Annotated in this window: 14 protein-coding genes; 8 read left to right on the top strand and 6 right to left on the bottom strand. The window is 63.1% G+C overall.

The window, feature by feature from the left end; genetic code table 11:
* Window positions 1-223: 223 nt before the first annotated feature.
* The gene (locus DDQ68_RS10400) at window positions 224-1,054 is read right to left on the bottom strand and encodes an IS5 family transposase (protein WP_109656237.1); all 831 of its coding nucleotides are present in this window, start codon (window positions 1,052-1,054) and stop codon (window positions 224-226) included.
* A 201-nt stretch (window positions 1,055-1,255) separates the two neighbouring features.
* Here DDQ68_RS10400 and DDQ68_RS10405 point away from each other — a divergent pair, with 201 nt between their 5' ends.
* The 3 genes from DDQ68_RS10405 to DDQ68_RS10415 all read left to right on the top strand — a co-directional run bounded on the left by DDQ68_RS10405 (window position 1,256) and on the right by DDQ68_RS10415 (window position 2,844).
* Window positions 1,256-1,507 (top strand): AbrB/MazE/SpoVT family DNA-binding domain-containing protein, encoded by a 252-nt coding sequence (locus DDQ68_RS10405; RefSeq protein ID WP_109656238.1) that lies wholly within the window; start codon window positions 1,256-1,258, stop codon window positions 1,505-1,507.
* A 29-nt stretch (window positions 1,508-1,536) separates the two neighbouring features.
* Window positions 1,537-1,839 carry a type II toxin-antitoxin system PemK/MazF family toxin gene (locus tag DDQ68_RS10410; RefSeq protein WP_170121922.1) on the top strand — a complete coding sequence of 101 codons (303 nt, stop codon included), beginning with the start codon at window positions 1,537-1,539 and terminating at the stop codon, window positions 1,837-1,839.
* Between the two features lie 162 nt (window positions 1,840-2,001).
* Window positions 2,002-2,844: an alpha/beta fold hydrolase gene (locus DDQ68_RS10415; protein WP_109656239.1), complete on the top strand. Its 843-nt coding sequence runs from the start codon at window positions 2,002-2,004 to the stop codon at window positions 2,842-2,844.
* Between the two features lie 80 nt (window positions 2,845-2,924).
* Here the strand turns inward: DDQ68_RS10415 and DDQ68_RS10420 are convergent, their stop codons facing one another.
* The 5 genes from DDQ68_RS10420 to tsaD all read right to left on the bottom strand — a co-directional run bounded on the left by DDQ68_RS10420 (window position 2,925) and on the right by tsaD (window position 7,660).
* Complete coding sequence (locus tag DDQ68_RS10420; RefSeq protein ID WP_162550020.1) at window positions 2,925-4,136, bottom strand: DUF3298 and DUF4163 domain-containing protein; 1,212 nt, start codon at window positions 4,134-4,136, stop codon at window positions 2,925-2,927.
* Window positions 4,137-4,415: 279 nt separating this feature from the next.
* Window positions 4,416-4,907: an HNH endonuclease gene (locus DDQ68_RS10425; RefSeq protein WP_109656241.1), complete on the bottom strand. Its 492-nt coding sequence runs from the start codon at window positions 4,905-4,907 to the stop codon at window positions 4,416-4,418.
* Window positions 4,908-5,165: 258 nt separating this feature from the next.
* Window positions 5,166-5,957: a C40 family peptidase gene (locus DDQ68_RS10430; RefSeq protein WP_245897401.1), complete on the bottom strand. Its 792-nt coding sequence runs from the start codon at window positions 5,955-5,957 to the stop codon at window positions 5,166-5,168.
* A gap of 155 nt (window positions 5,958-6,112) precedes the next feature.
* On the bottom strand, window positions 6,113-6,568 hold the full coding sequence (smpB, locus tag DDQ68_RS10435) for an SsrA-binding protein SmpB (protein WP_109656242.1): 456 nt from the start codon (window positions 6,566-6,568) through the stop codon (window positions 6,113-6,115).
* Between the two features lie 78 nt (window positions 6,569-6,646).
* Window positions 6,647-7,660 carry a tRNA (adenosine(37)-N6)-threonylcarbamoyltransferase complex transferase subunit TsaD gene (gene tsaD, locus DDQ68_RS10440; RefSeq protein WP_109656243.1) on the bottom strand — a complete coding sequence of 338 codons (1,014 nt, stop codon included), beginning with the start codon at window positions 7,658-7,660 and terminating at the stop codon, window positions 6,647-6,649.
* Between the two features lie 228 nt (window positions 7,661-7,888).
* On the opposite strand from tsaD, the gene DDQ68_RS10445 reads away from it, so the two are divergent.
* From DDQ68_RS10445 to truB, 5 genes are all read left to right on the top strand, one after another.
* Window positions 7,889-12,454 (top strand): translocation/assembly module TamB domain-containing protein, encoded by a 4,566-nt coding sequence (locus DDQ68_RS10445; protein WP_109656244.1) that lies wholly within the window; start codon window positions 7,889-7,891, stop codon window positions 12,452-12,454.
* 194 nt (window positions 12,455-12,648) lie between these two features.
* Complete coding sequence (locus DDQ68_RS10450) at window positions 12,649-13,533, top strand: cell division protein FtsX (RefSeq protein ID WP_109656245.1); 885 nt, start codon at window positions 12,649-12,651, stop codon at window positions 13,531-13,533.
* Between the two features lie 9 nt (window positions 13,534-13,542).
* Entirely contained in the window at window positions 13,543-13,878 is a 336-nt protein-coding gene (locus DDQ68_RS10455; protein WP_109656246.1) for a DUF3098 domain-containing protein, read from the top strand.
* A 246-nt stretch (window positions 13,879-14,124) separates the two neighbouring features.
* Window positions 14,125-14,955, top strand: a complete 831-nt coding sequence (locus DDQ68_RS10460) for an undecaprenyl-diphosphate phosphatase (protein WP_109656247.1) — start codon at window positions 14,125-14,127, stop codon at window positions 14,953-14,955.
* A 200-nt stretch (window positions 14,956-15,155) separates the two neighbouring features.
* Entirely contained in the window at window positions 15,156-16,004 is an 849-nt protein-coding gene (gene truB, locus DDQ68_RS10465; RefSeq protein ID WP_109656248.1) for a tRNA pseudouridine(55) synthase TruB, read from the top strand.
* Window positions 16,005-16,021: the final 17 nt, after the last annotated feature.

The following is a 16,021-nucleotide window of genomic DNA, read 5'->3' on the forward strand; positions in this document are numbered from 1 at the left end:
ACTCCTATTATTTCACTCACGATTACCCACATTCGTTCACCTACCGTTTCAATCGACCCGTCCTCATTTTCACCCTCAATATCAAAGATGAGCCTTACAGCTTGGCTCCGATACACGTTTTGGCGCTCTTCTAACTATGGAATCCAAAACGATTCGGGATTTTTTGAATGGGCTAATTCACCCGAGCGCAATTCTCAGAAGTCAGTTTTGATTATGAAGCTGTTTAGGAAGTGGGTGGTCGGGTAATTTTACGCAGTAGCAGCACGACAAAGGCGAGCCAGTGGAAGGCCAGCCAATTTTCCAGGCAGGTTTCGTAGCGCACCAGCAGGGTCTTGAAGCCGTCGAGCCAGGCGTTCATTTGCTCGATGACCAGCCGGCGCCGGTAAAGTTCGGGGTCCAGCGGCGTGTCATCATCCGTTTGCCAGTCGGTCGAGCGCCGGTTGCGGGGAATGTTGGCTTCGATGTCGCGCCGGGCGCAGGCCTGACGCAAGCTAGTGACATCAAAGGCTTTGTCGGCATTCAGAAAGAGGCCTTCCAGGCGCAGGTGCGCTTGTTCGAGCAGCTCACAGAGTTCGGCGAAGACGTGTTCGAGGGCAAACGTATCGTGGTGGTTGCCGGCTTGCGGCGTGGCCACGGCTAGGGGCTGGCCCGTGTTGTCGGCCAGAAACAGGGCGTTGGTGGTGCGGGCCGCCTTGCGGCCTTGATAGCCGACAGCCGCCCCGCCGTTTTTAGCCGGGGTGTGGCTGCCATCGAGTTGCACACTCGACAAGTCCAGCGCCGCGTGGTTCAAGCGCAAGACGCTCAACCAAAGCTGTTTCCAAGCACCTTGCTTGCGCCACTGGTTGAAATAATAGTAGACGCCCTGCCACGTCAGGGGGTGGGTTGGCAGCAATTCTCGCACGGGCAGCCAGCGCCACTGACAACCCGTTTTGAGCTTGTAGAGAATGGCGCCGACGACTTCCACCGGCTGGGCCGCCCGCCGACGGCCGTGGGCGCTAAAGGGCAAATGGGGGAGTATCCAGGCGGTAATGATATCTTTGGGCAGGACTTCCATGACGGAGGGAAAGGAGATGGGTCGCACCTCAAATTTCGCTCTGCCGTGGGAGTCTTTTCTGTTTTGAGCCCGCCTGACTACTTCCTAAACAGCTTCTATAGCTAATTTCCATATTTATAAATTTTAAAAATACGTTTGCGCCGAATTGCTTCTCTTAAGTCAATCAAATATTGTAATTACTTTGTACATGCATCCACTCCTATGCATACCCGCCTTATCCGTGTAGGAAACTCCCAAGGAATCGTCCTGCCCAAGAAGCTACTGCAACAATACCACCTAACCAGGGCCGTGGACTTGCGCCCCACGCCCGAGGGCTTGCTCATCACGCCCGCCGCCAGCCCCGCCCGGCAGGGATGGGAAGAACAAATGCAAGCCACAATGGCCGCCGGGCCCGTACCGGAAGGCGAATTGCTGGAAGGTTTCGCGGATGCCGCGTTTGAAGAAAGCGAGTGACAGTGGTAGCCGCGCCCTAGCGCTTCGAGGTGTGGCTGGTGAACCTGGACCCGACGCAGGGCAGCGAAATCAATAAGACGCGGCCATGCGTGGTCGTCTCGCCCGACGAGTTGAACCGGCATTTGCGCACCGTCATCGTGGCGGCCCTGACCAGTGCCAGCCGCAACTATCCGTCGCGGGCGGCTTGCCAGTTTCAGGGCAAGAACGGGCAGGTGGCGCTCGACCATCTCCGGTCGGTTGATAAGGCGCGCCTGGTGCGCCGGCTGGGGCTTTTGCCCGTGGCTACAACCCAAGCGGTGTGCGAGCGATTGGGCGAAATGTTTGCGTATTAAATGACTGTTTTCTAGTGGCTTTGCAGGCTGGGTTTAACCATTGGTCCCTCGCTGTTGCGCGGGATGCAATCGCAAACGACCAAATCTTGGCGCGGGCGTGATGGCTTCCTGGACGCGAACTCCGTAAGCAGAACCGTTCAGTTTTACATTCAAAACTTCCTCATGGAATTCATCAAAGCAGGCACTGACGCTACCGGCAAGCCGGTTGAACTTAATTACGTGGATTATGGCCAGGGCAACCCCGTGGTGCTGATTCACGGCTGGCCGCTCGATTTGCAGTCGTGGGAGTACCAGCTGGCCGAGCTGCCGCTGCACGGCGTGCGCGTGGTGGCCTACGACCGCCGCGGCTTCGGCAAAAGCAGCAAGCCCTGGGACGGCTACAACTACGACACGCTGGCCGACGACCTGAAGGCCGTGCTCGACCAGCTTGACTTGCAGAACGTGACGCTGGTGGGCTTCTCGATGGGCGGCGGCGAAGTGGCCCGCTACATGAGCCGCCACCACGGGGCCCGCGTGGACAAAGTGGTGTTCGTGAGCGCCGTGACGCCGTACTTGCTGAAAACCGACGGCAATCCCGACGGCGTGGACAAGTCGGCGTTTGACGGCATGATTGAGGGCATTGGCAAGGACCGCCCGGGCTTCCTGGCTGAGTTTGTGAAGCCGTTTTTTGGCGTCAGCACCCTGAGCCACCCTGTGAGCCAGCCTACCCTGGACTGGAACGTGAGCATTGCCCTGCAAGGCACGCCACGGGCCACCACCGAGTGCGTGAAAGCCTTCAGCGCCACCGACTTCCGCCAAGACTTACCTACTATCAAGGTGCCGACGCTATTCATTCACGGCGATGCGGACAAAACGGTGCCCCTGGGGAACAGCGCCGAGCGCGCCGTGAAACTAGTGCCCGGCGCCAAGCTCCTCACCTACGGCAGCGAGCCCCACGGCCTCATCGTAACGGCCAAGGACCGCTTGAACGCGGACCTGCTGGAGTTCATCGGCGCGGCGAGCTAAGCAGCTTCCGCTTAATTAATCGCACAAAAGCCCCGGCTCGGATTAATTTCCGGCCAGGGCTTTTTGCTGATGTGGGGGCCCTAGCTGGCCAGGTTGGGGTGGAGCAGCAGGGGCTGCAAATCGGTCATTGGTATGAAGACACTGACCTCGCCCTGGGCGTAGGACGCAATTTCGTAGGGCCCATAGGTGAACACGGCGCCGCCGCTGGTGAGGTAGAAATTGGTGGTGACGGGGATTTTTTTGATCAGCAGGGGCCCTTCGAGCGGCTGGCCAGCGGGGATGCGCAGCGTGCGGCGCACGGCGGCTTCGAGCAGGGCGCCCAGCCGGGGCCGGGCGTCGGGCCGGAACACGGCGGCGAACGTGAGCGGCTGGCCGGTGCGCGTGTCGTAGCTGACGGTACGAGTGGCGTAGTTGCCGTGGGCCCCGCCGCTGAAATCATAGGTGAAGTAGCCCAAGCTGAGCAGCGGCGCCTGGTTCCAGAGCACGTAGGTGGCGGCTTGCTGCTGGTAACGCAGGCCGTAACCGTAGGGCGCTGCCGTATCGGCGGGCGCGTCGGAGCGGCTGTCGGCGGCGGCTTCGCGGTAGTTGGCTTCGAACTGCTGGCGCTGCCGATCCCAGATTTGGATCAGCGGCAGCACGGGGCGGCCGGGCAGGCTGTCGTCGTTCAACTGGCGCAGCACGTTGTCGGTAAGTGCCTTCGGGCAGTCGGTGGGCACCGCGGCCTGGAATTCGATTTGACCCCAGGGCGATTTTTTCTTCCCTGGGAACGCCTCGATGGAGTCGGCGAAGGTTTGCACGAACAGCGCCAGGGCCCCGGCGGGGCGGGCTTCGCGCAGGCGCAGCGGCTGGCCCCGGTAGGTGCCCACCAGCGCGGCGCCCTGCCGGCGCAGGCGCCACAGGGGCCCCTGGTTGCTGCCGGGGGCCTGCTTCTCGGGGCTGATGTCTTCCAGCACGAGGCTATCGGGGGTGGCCGTACGGTGGCCGACGAGCTGGTACGGGTGGCCGTCGGCGCCGGCGTAGGTGGCAAAAACGCTTCGCACGTCGGCATCTACCGGCTGGGCCGTGGTGAGCAGGTGCAGCGTGAGGCTGTCGGGGGCCCCGGGCAGCTGGCCGCGGTAGATTTGGTACGCCGCACCGGGCGAACCGCCGGCGCTGGCCAGCGGCGCGGCGGCCGGGGCCCCGGGGGCAGCCGGCGGGGTGGCCACGGCGGCCGGTTTGGAGTCGGAATGGCAGGCGGCCAGCAGCGTGCCGAGCGCCGCAGGGGCCAGAAGTAGCCGGCAGAATCTTTTCATGGGCCAAAGAAACGGCCGCCGGGCCCCCATTTTGCGATGGGGCCCGGCGGCCGGTTGGTTTTAGGTAGCTATTGGCTCTAATATGAAGATGCCTTAGGGCGTCATGCTCATCTGGCGTCCGCGCAGTCGAAGCATCTCTCCCGCGGCAGTAATTCATGATTAGTCAGCGGGAGAGATGCTTCGACTGCGCGGGCGCCAGATGAATATGACGGTCAATTTTGAATTTTCAGACTTCCCAGTTTTCAGACGGCTTCAAACCCCAAGCTGGGGGCCCCAGCGTCAGTTCAGGTAGTCGTGCCAGGTTTGGTCGATGGTGCCGGCCGAAAGCTTGAGAAATCCCGTGAGGGTGGGCTTTTTGGGCTGCTGGCGGATAGTTAGGCCGGCCTCGGCGGGGGTGCGGTGGCCCTTGGCGTGGTTGCAGCGGGCGCACGCAGTAAGCAGGTTTGTCCAACTCGAATCGCCGCCGCGCGAGCGGGGGATTACGTGGTCCAGCGTCAGCGTTTTGGTCGAGCCGCAGTACTGGCACTCAAAATGGTCGCGCTTGAAGAGGTTGTGGCGGCTCAAGGCAATGCCTTTATAGGGCACACGCACGTAGCGTTGCAAACGAATGATGCTGGGCTTGGGGTAGGCCTGGGAGATGGTGCGCAGCGTTCCGTCGGCCTTGGCAATCATCTCGGCCTTGTCGAGGAAGAGCAGCACAAAAGCCTTCTGCACGCTACAAAGGGTGATGGCGGTATAGTCGCCATTCAGCACTAATACTTTTTGATCCATACACGCTGGCGGGCTCCGATAACCCGCCGAAATCTAAGAGTTTCTGCGCGTATAAACAAGGCAGCCAGCGGGTAAGTTCAGGGCCCCCGGGCCCATATTAAAGCCGTTCTCCGATGGGCATACGGGGCAGTCGGGCAGTAAGTAGCGCGAACTTTGTAGTTCGCGTCGCTGCCCGACCGCTGCCCGGTTATCGGCAGGACGAAGCGAGAGCCGCGAACTACAAAGTTCGCGCTGCTGCACACCAGACCGGGGCCCGTTTTACGTGCCCAGCAGGCGCTTGATGAGGCGCAGCTTGTGCGAATACGCCTGCCGGGTGCGGCTGTAGATGCCGTTGTGGTCGAGCGGGTCGAGGCGCACCTCGCCCGAGGCGTGCAGGATGAGGCCCTCGTCGAGCACCATGCCCACGTGCACGATGCGGCCCTCGGCGTTGTCGAAAAAGGCGAGGTCGCCGGGCTGGGCCTGAGTCACGAAATCGACGGTGTGGCCGTGCTCGATTTGCTGGCCGGCGTCGCGCCGCAGCTGCACGCCCACCAGACCGTAGAGCTGCTGCATCAGCCCCGAGCAATCGACGCCGAACACGCTTTTGCCGCCCCACAGGTAGGGCGCCTTGAGGTAGAGCTGGCCCATTTTGCGCAGCAGCTGCACCTGGCGCGTAGCATCGGCGGGGGCCCCAGGGTTGGTGGCTGTGCCGTTGAAAAACAGCGCCTTGTCGCCCAGCTGCAACGTCATACCGTCGAAAAACGGCAGGCGGCTGCCTAATAGCACCGGAATACGGATGGCCTCGTCGCTCACGGTTTGCACCACGTCGAGCACCCGGGGGTGATCCTGGGCCTGCCAGGCGGCGAAGTAGGCGGGCGTCACGGGCGTGTGCTGGAGGTGGTCAATCCAGCCCACGTAGCCGTCGGCGGCCACCTCAATCTGGTGCCATTTGCCCTGGCTCTGCCGCACGGTGTAACACTCGCCGAACAGGAGCTGGGTGGTTTGCTCGGCCTTGTCGGTGGGCTCGGCGCGGACGGGAACGGCGCTCAGCGCGCAAATGCCGGGGGTCAAAACTTAATGTAAAATGTGAAGGTGTGTTCAGTGCAGTGGCAAAAGAATGGGCAAATTTAGAACAATGAACGAAGGAGTTGAAGGCAGTGGCAACCGAGTATATCCGCCAGCTAATTCATTTCCACATTCCGCTCATTTTCACCTCTTTCATATTTTTAAAGTCGCTCCATGTCGCGCTTTTGGGCTTTCTCTTTGAGGTCGTTGCGCTTGTCGTAGAGCTTTTTGCCCTGGGCGAGGGCAATTTCGATTTTGGCGAAGCCGCGGTCCGTCACGAACAGGCGCAGGGGGATGATGGTGAGGCCCTGGTCCTGGCTTTTGCCGGCTAATTGCTTCAGCTCGCGCTTGTTGAGCAGCAGCTTGCGCTCGCGCAGGGGCTCGTGGTTATTGTAGGTCCCGAGGGCGTAGGGCGCGATGCGCAACGAGTGAATCCAGAGGCTGCCGTCGGTGTGGAACAGGCAGTAGCCGTCCTGCAGATTCACGTTGCCCTCGCGGATGCTCTTAATTTCGGTGCCTTGCAGCATCACGCCCGCGTCGTACTTGGCCAGGAAGGAATATTCGTGGCTGGCGCGGCGGTTTTTGATGTTGACGGGGGCGGGCGTTTTGTCTTTCATAATAAAGGGAGCCGGGGGCCCCGGCTCGTCGGGGCCATTATACGCGGCTGGGGGCCCCGTGGCCCAGCCCGCAGCGGGTTAGCGCAATTTCAGACGGGGATCGGGGCTGGCGAGCTGCGTGGCAAAATCGCCGGCAAGGAACTGGAAGTGCGCCGCCTGGGCCACCATGGCGGCGTTATCAGTGCAAAAGGCCAGCGCCGGGATGAACACCTGCCAGCCCTGGGCCGCCGCCTCGGCGTGCACGGCCGTGCGCAGGCCCGAGTTGGCGGCCACGCCGCCAGCCAGGGCCACCTGCGTGAGGCCGGTAGCGGCTACGGCGCGGCGCAGCTGGCGCAGCAGCGTGGTTATTATCGTGTGCTGAATGCCGGCGCAGAGGTCGGCCAGGTTTTCAGCCACAAAATCGGGGTTTTTGGCCGTTTCTTTTTTGAGAAAGTACAGCACCGCCGTTTTCAAGCCGCTGAAGCTGAAGTCGTAGCCCGCCATGGCGCCCACCGGAAACGCGAAGCGGCGCGGGTCGCCCTGCTGGGCCAGGCGGTCGAGGTGGGGGCCCCCGGGGTAGGGCAGGCCAAGCAGCTTGGCCGTTTTGTCGAAGGCCTCGCCGGCCGCGTCATCAATGGTTTGGCCGATGACTTCCATGTCGAGCGCCGAGCGCACCACTACCAGCTGCGTGTGGCCGCCGCTCACGGTGAGGCACAAAAACGGGAACGTGGGCACGGGGCGGCCCAGGAAATGCGCCAGGATATGGGCCCGCATATGGTTCACCATGATGATTGGCTTGCCCAGGGCCAGGGCTAGGGTTTTGGCAAACATACCACCCACCAGCAGCGAGCCCAGCAAGCCGGGGCCCTGCGTCACGGCCACGACATCGAGGTCGTTTTTGGTAAGCCCGGCGTCGCGCAGGGCGGCCGTGACGACGGGCAGCAGATGCTGCTGGTGGGCGCGCGAGGCCAGCTCAGGCACCACGCCGCCGTACTGCTCGTGTACTTTCTGGGTGGCCACCACGTTGCTCAGCAGGCGGCCGCCGGCCAGCACGGCCGCGCCGGTGTCGTCGCAGGAAGATTCGAGGGCCAGGATGCGGGGAAAATCGGACATGGGCAAAGGGCGGCGCGGGCGGGTTGCACGGTTTTTGTTCGGGCCCGGGCTGGGCACCGGCGCGGCGCGGCCCCAAAGTTCGGGCCCAGCGGCCGAACCTGGGGCCCCGGGCGGCCGTTTGCCGGGCCAGGGCCCCGGGGCAAGCCGCTAAAAAGCCGCAACTTTGCCCGTTCCTCAGGCCCCATTCATTCGCTTAACTCTCCGGTGCGTCGCGTTCTTTCCCTCGTTTTGAAGCTGCTGCTGGGCCTCGTGGGCCTGGCCGTGCTGCTGCTGCTGGGGGCCCTGCTGGCGCTGCGCGTGCCCTCGGTGCAAACGCGGGTGGCGCACCGTATCACAACTATTCTCAGCGAGAAGCTGGGCCAGCGGGTGGAAATCGGGCGGGTAGACATCCGGCCGTTTTCGCGGGTGGTGCTGGAGGGCGTGCGGGTGCTGGACCGCCGCGGCTCAGAGCTGTTCAGCATTGGCGAGGCCGACGCCGACATTGCCCTGTTTTCGGTGTTCGACCCGCGCCACCTGCACGTGGGCCAGCTGATTCTCAACGAGCCGCGCTTTGCGCTGCGCAACCTGCCCGGCCAGCCCGACACCACCACGCTCAGCCAATTCCTATCCGCCGTGCGCCGGCTCACGGGCCCCGGCGACAGCACGAAATCGGCGCCGTTCGACTTTCGGATTGCCACCATCGGCCTGCGCAACGGGCAGTTCATCCTGGACAAGGCCGACGAGCCGCGCCAGCCCCATTACGGCCGCAGCGTAGACTACGCCCACATGCAGGTCGACAGCATCTATGCCGACATTTCGCAGCTGCGGCTGGGCGATACGCTGGCGCTGCAAATCCGGGGCCTGCGGGCCGTGGAAACCCCTTCCCAAACCCACCTGCGCGAACTGACCGCGCTGATGCACTACGGGCCCCACTTCTGGCAGTTCGACGGCTTGCGCCTGGCTGTGGGCCGTAGCCAATTATCGGATTACCTGCGGTTTGACTACCGGGTGTTTGGCAATTTTGCGGACTTCAACGATTCGATGAAGGTGACCACGCGGCTGCATAGGGCCCAGGTTTTTTCGAGCGACATTGCTAAGTTTGCCCCCGCCCTAGCCACGCTCAACGAGTCCGTTATCCTGTCGGGCGACGCCACGGGCTACGTGCGCGACTTCAAAATTGCCAACCTTGACGTGCGCTACGGCCGCGGTACCCACCTGGTGGCCCGCCGCGCCGCCGCCACCAACCTGCCCCGCTATAAGGAGAGCTTCCTTGATTTGCGCTTGCTGCCCTCGCAGGTGCTGACCAGCGACCTGGCCCACTGGCTTCCGAAGGACGCTAACACCCTGGTGCAGCGCCTGGGCCGAGTGCAGCTCAATGGGCAGTTCCTGGGCTTTTACAACGACTTTGTGGCCGATGCTTCCTTTAATACGGCCCTGGGCCAGGTGGCCACCGACCTGAACCTTAAGACGAAAACCGATTTCTCGCACGCCGCCTACTCGGGCCACGTGCGCTCGACGGATTTCCAGCTCGGCAAGTTCATCGGCAACCAGGACGTGATTCGGGACGTGACCGTGGACGGGCAGGTGAGTGGCGTGGGCTTTGTGCCGCCCATTGCCCGGGGCCACGCCCAGGCCACCGTGGCCCGCGTGTGGCTGAACGGCTACCGCTACCGCAACCTGACGCTGAACGGCAACTTCCAGGACCGCGCCTTTGCCGGCCACATCAGCGCCGACGACCCCAATTTGCGCCTGACGGCCGACGGCCGCATCGACCTCGACCGCGCCCACCAGGACATCAGCGTGCGGGCCAAAGTGGCGCGCGCCGACCTGGGGGCCCTGGGCCTGCTGGGCACGCCGCTGGTGGTGGCCACCACCGCCGACGTGCAGATACGGGGCGTGCAGCTCGACTCGCTGCTGGGCCACGCCTACCTGCGCCACTCGCGCTTCACCCTCAACGGCCGCCGCCTGGCCCTGGACACCTTGGATGTGGTGAGCACCCGCTCCCGTAGCAATGAGCGGCAGGTGAGCCTGCGCTCGGAGGCGCTGAACGCCAGCGCGGCCGGCACGTTCAGCACCGCGGCCGTGGTACAGGATATTCAAACGCTGGTGGCCGAGTACCGCCTCAACTTTGAGAGCAACGCCGCGGCCACGGCGGCCTACTACCAGCGCAAGCGCCAGCGCCCGCTGGCCACCTACGAGGTCAATTTTCTGGTGAAGCTGAAGCGCGCCAACCCCGTGATTCAGCTATTTATGCCCGAGCTGGCGGTGGCCGACGGCAGCCGGTTCGACGGCTCGTTCCGCAGTGGCGAAACGTCGATTTTCCAGTTTGGGGGCCACCTCGACAGCCTGCGCTACGGCCCGGTGTTCACGGTGGATAACAACCTGGACTTTACCACCTCCAAACTGCCATACAGGCCCGAAGTGCTTGCCCAGGCCAGCGTCACGTCGGCCCGGCAGGAGCTGCCCACGCTGGGGTCCACCAACGGCTTCGTACTGGAAGGCGTGTGGGACCAGCAGAAAATTAACTTCTCGACCTCGCTGGCCCAGACCGGCACCACCAACCGGGCGGCCATCAACGGCTCGCTGGCCTTTTTGCCGCGGGCGGTGGAGGTGGTATTCCGCCAATCGGGCGTGCACATCCTGGACAAGGAGTGGACCATTGCGGCCGATAACTCGGTGCGGATTTCGGACTACGGCCGGGCCTTCGACGTGAAGAATCTGACGCTGAGCAACGGCTCTCAATTCATTGGGGCCCAGGGCTTCATCTCGCCCGATGCCAGCAAGCCGCCCTTGCAGCTCACCATCCGCGACTTTCAGCTGGCCACCCTCAACGGCCTCTCTTCCCAAAAGCTGGGGGGCCGCATGAACGCGACGGGCACGGTGCGCGGCGTGTACGGGCCCCTGGCCCTGAGCACTACCCTGGCCGTGGACACCCTCACCTACCAGGGCACGCTGATTGGGCAGGTGAAGGGCACGGGGGCCTGGGACGACCGCCTCGGCCGCCTGGGCGTAGACCTGGATGTGGCCCGCGAAGGGCAGTCGGTGCTGACGGTGGGCGGCTACGTGGCCCCGGGCAGCGCCGATCAGCAGCTCAACCTGACGGGCACGCTAAACGACGCGCCGGTGGTGCTGGCCCAGCCCTTTCTGGGCTCGCTGATGCGCGACCTGAGCGGCACCGGGCGCGGCACGCTCTGGCTTACGGGCCAGTTTGGGGCCCCCAACCTGGTGGGCGCCGTGGACGTGAGCAACGGCCGCTTCACCTTTGGCTATCTGGGCACCACGTACACCTTTGCCGACCGCATCAGCTTCACGCTGAACGACATCTCGTTCCACGAAATCAAACTGCGCGACCCGCTGGGCAACCAGGGCGTGGTAGACGGCGTGATTACCCACCACCAGTTCCAGGACATGCGCCTGAACATTGCGGCCAACTTCCGCAAGATGCAGGTGCTGAACACCACCCGTAGAGACAACGACCTGTACTTCGGCACGGCCTACGCCACCGGCACGGCCCGCGTGACGGGGCCCACCGACGACCTTTCCATCGTAGTGCAGGCCACGAGCGAGGCCGGCACTCGCCTCTCGCTACCCCTCGACAACGCTGCTAAAGCCGAGAAAGCCAGCTACATCAAGTTCGTCAACCACAACGTGGCCGATACGGTGCGGACCAAGAAAATACCGATTGCGGCCACCGATAAAGTGGACCTGTCGGGTATCAAGCTCGACTTTAACCTGACCGTGACGCCGGACGCCTACCTGGAGATTTTGCTCGACGAGAGCACCGGCGACGTGATTCGCGGCACGGCGACCGGGCAGTTACGCCTGAACATCGACACGCGCGGCGACTTCAATATGTACGGCCAGGTGGAGATTGTCCGGGGGGCCTACAACTTCACCTTGCAGGGCCTGGTGAACAAGGAGTTCGTGGTGCGGCCGGGCGGCGTCATTTCCTGGAACGGCGACCCGCTGGCCGGCGAAATGAACGTGACGGCTACCTACACCCAGCGCACCTCGCTGGCCCCGGTGCTGGGCGGTAGCTCCAACGCCGCCGCCGTGGTACCGGTCACGGCCGTGATGACGCTGACGGGGCCCCTGCTGCTGCCGGCCATCAAGCTGGGGCTGGAGTTCAACGACGCGCCGGGTACCTTGCAGGGCGATTTGGCCTCTTTTACCACCTCGCTGCGCAACGACGAGCAGGAGCTGAACCGACAGGTTTTTAGCCTGCTGGTTTTCAAGCAGCTGGCTCCAATCGGCGCGTTTACGCAGCTATCCATCCGGGGCCAGGACAATACGGTGCAGAACTCGCTGGGCCAGATTTTGAGCACCCAGCTCGGGCTGCTGACCTCGCAGATTGACCAGAACCTGGAAATCGACTTCAACATCAACGGCCTCACCGCCGACCAGCTCCAGGCCCTGCAAGTGCGCCTGAGCTACTCGCTGCTGGGGGGCCGCCTGCGCGTGACGCGCGAGGGCGGCTTCACGAGCAATGCCGGCCTGGCCACGCCAGGCAACACCAGCAGCGCGCTGGCCAACTCGTCGGGCCAGGCCTCGCTACTCGGCGACCTGAGCCTGGAGTATTACCTGCGGCCCGACGGGAAGTTCCGCGCCAAGCTGCGCTACGAAACCACGCCCCGCGACCTGGAAACCATCAACCAGCCCCGCGCCGGCCTCTCGCTACTCCACACCGAGCAGTTCGACTCGTTCGGGGAGCTGTTCAGCCGCAAAAACCCGCGGGCCAGCGAGCGCAATACCCAGCGGGCCCGCGAAAGCAAGCAGGTGCTGAGCGTGGAAAACGACCCCCGCACTGCGCTGTAAGCCGTCAATCGGAACCCCCAAGCCGTCATGCTCATCTGGCGTCCACGCAGTGAAGCATCTCTCCCGCTGAGCGAGCCAATTGATTGGAATAGTTGAGCAGTAGAGATGCTTCGCTACGTAGACGCCAGATGAGCATGACGACCCGTTTGTTCACTGCTAACTGATAACTACCCCAAAGCCTACCTTTGCGGCCCATGCCCCCCGTTCAGAAGAAAAAACTCGGCTCCTACCCCACGTTTCTGGTGGTGTTCAGCATCACGCTGGCCCTGGTGGTGGTGGGCCTGTTTGGCCTGCTGCTGCTGCACGCCCATAAGCTGAGCGAGGCCGTGCGCGAAAACCTGGAAGTACAGGTGTACCTGGAGCGCAACCTGCCCGAAACCGAGCTACTGCGCTTGCAGCAGGACCTGGGCCGCCAGCCCGGCGTGGCAGAGCAGGGTGGCCGCCCCGCCATCCGCTTCATCAGCAAGGAGGATGGGGCCCGGCAGCTGCTGCAAAGCACCGGCGAAGACTTCCGCCAGTTCCTCGACGATAACCCGCTGCGCGATGCTTATGCCCTCAAAATCAGGCCCGAATATACCGATACGCTGCACCTGGGGCAGCTCCAGCGCGGCCTGCGGGCCCAGCGCGGCGTGTTCGAGGTGCAGTACCCGCGCGACTTGTTCGCCAGCATCAACGCCAACCTCACGCAAATCAGCCTCGTGCTGCTGGGCTTCGCGGCGGTGCTGGTGGGAGCCGTGGTGGTGTTGATTAATAACACTATTAAGCTGGCCATTTTTTCGCAGCGCTTTCTCATCCGCTCTATGCAACTGGTGGGCGCCACGCGGTTCTTTATCCGGGGCCCCTTCCTGCGGCGCGCCACCTGGCAGGGCTTTGCCAGCGGCGGGCTGGCGGCGCTGGCGCTGGTGGCGCTGCTGCAATACGCCTACCTCGAAGTGGTGCCGCTGCGCCAGCTGCGCGACGACGTGCTCATCGGGGCCCTACTGCTGGCCGTGGTGGGCCTGGGCGTGGTCATCGGCTTTTTCAGCGCCTACTGGGCCGTTAATAAATACCTCAAAGGGTCGCTCGACGACCTGTACTAACCCGCTCTTATGCAACGATTTGCTTTCGGCCCCCGCAACTACCGCCTCATGGGCATCGGCTTGGTGATCCTCGCCGTGGGCTTCGTCACGATGATGTTTGGCGACAAGAACAACTATGGCGAAGACTTCGTGGGCATCACCCTGGGGCCCCTGCTGCTCATCGCCGGCTTCTTGGTGGAATTTGCCGCCATTCTGGTGCGCGACGACTCGGCCGTGGTGAGCCGCGGCGACGCGCCGCCCGCGCCCACCGCCTTCACCCTTACCCCCACCGCTCCGGCGGGGGCCCCGGCAGCGCCCGCTCCTAGTCCCGCGCCGGCCGCCAAGCCCACCTACAAGCGCCTCTAAATCAGCTAACAGCTTTCAGTGAGCAGTTATACTCACCACGAAGTAGGGTGCGGGGCTTGCCCCCGCCCGCCGCTGAACGGAATCGTTAAAACGGTGCGAACGACGGGCGGGGGCAAGCCCCGCACCCTACCGCTTTTTCGCAAACCACTTCGTGACGAGTATAACAGTGGTTGTCAGCGACCCGCGCTAATTGATAACTACTCACTGATAACTGTTAACTGCACCCTGATAACTGACAACTAAAGAATGACTTACTGGCACGCCCTGCTCCTCGCCATTGTGGAGGGCATCACCGAGTTTTTGCCCGTGTCGAGCACCGGGCACATGATCATCGCCTCGGCCCTGCTGGGCATCCAGATGACGCCGTTTACCAAGCTCTACCTGGTGGTCATTCAGTTGGGGGCCATCCTGTCGGTGCTGGTGGTGTACTGGAAGCGGTTTTTCCAGAGCTTCGACTTCTACTTCAAGCTGTTGGTGGCCTTTTTGCCCATCGTGGTGGTGGGGCTGCTGCTGAAAAAGCACATCGACGCGCTGCTCGAATCCGTGACGACTGTGGGGGCCATGCTGCTGCTCGGCGGCGTAGTGCTGCTGTTCGTGGACAAGTGGTTTCCGCAGGAAGACTCGCAGAAGGGCGGCCACCCCGTCACCAACCCGAGCTGGAAGGAAGCCTTTGTTATTGGCCTGTTTCAGTGCCTGGCCGTAGTGCCGGGCGTGAGCCGCTCGGCGGCCACCATCATCGGGGGCCTCACGCAGAAGCTGACGCGCCGTGCGGCGGCCGAGTTTGCGTTTTTCCTGGCCATGCCCACCATGGCGGCGGCGGCGGCGAAGGATTTATACGATTTTTATAAGGAAGCCAAAACGCACGGCGTCAGCCTCAGCCACCTCTTTTCGGGTCAGGAAATCAAGCTGTTGGTACTGGGCAACGTGGTGGCCTTCGTGGTGGCGCTGCTGGCCATCCGGCTGTTCGTGGGCTTCGTGGCGAAGTACGGCTTCCGCGCTTTTGGCATCTACCGCATCATCGTGGGCGGACTGCTGCTGCTGCTCATTAGCCTGGGCGTGAACCTGCAACTGGTATAATTTTTTTAGCTGTTAGCTAGACTCCTCACGAGGTGGTTTGCGAAAATGAGTTGGTAGGGTGCGGGGCTTGCCCCCGCCCGTCGTTCGCACCGTTTTAACGATTCCGTTCAGCGGAGGGCGGGGGCAAGCCCCGCACCCTACTGCGCGGTGGGTGTAACAGCTGTTGGCTAACGGCTTTTTTTATTCTTGAAAGGAGAGCGATGAAGAACGACTTTGAAAAAGCTAACAGCCAGCAGCTATCAGCTGATGGCATAGAAATATCAGCTAACAGCTTAGAAGAAGGGGTCGTCCTGCTCTTCGATAAACCCCTCACCTGGTCGTCGTTCGACGGCGTGCGCAAGCTGAAAAACGCGCTGCGCATCCGCAAAGTCGGCCACGCCGGCACCCTCGACCCCCTGGCCACCGGCCTGCTCATCCTCTGCACGGGCAAGAAAACCAAGGAGATCGACCAGATTCAGGCGCAGGAAAAGGAGTACACCGGCACCTTTCGCCTCGGCCAAACCACGCCCAGCTTCGACCTTGAAACCGCCGTGGACGCCGAGGGCCCCTACGCCCACCTCACCGACGCCGACATCCAGGCCGCCGCCGCGCAGTTTGTGGGCGAAATCCAGCAAACGCCGCCGCTGTATTCGGCCGTGAAGATTGACGGCCAGCGCGCCTACGAGCTGGCCCGCAAGGGCCAGACGGCCGAAATCAAGGCCAAGACCGTCACCATCAAAACATTCGAGCTAACGCGCATTGCGCTGCCCGAAGTGGATTTCCGAGTAGTATGCTCGAAGGGGACCTACATTCGCAGCCTGGCCCGCGACCTGGGCGCTGCCCTGGGCGCGGGGGCCCACCTCACGGGGCTGCGGCGCACCCGCATCGGCGCGTATCGGGTGGAGGACGCCCTCACGCTGGCCGACGTGCAGGCCCTGGCCCCGCCCCGCCCCGAGGGCCCCGCCAGCGAGGCGCGCCCCCGCCGCGGGGGCCCCCGCCCGGCCCGCGCCGGCCTCGATTTTTACGCCGCCCAGCAAGCCGCCGGGGCCCCTACTGAAGGGACCGAGTAGCCCCGCGTAAAAAAACG

This window comes from Hymenobacter nivis (assembly GCF_003149515.1).
In the GTDB taxonomy this organism is placed as follows: domain Bacteria; phylum Bacteroidota; class Bacteroidia; order Cytophagales; family Hymenobacteraceae; genus Hymenobacter; species Hymenobacter nivis.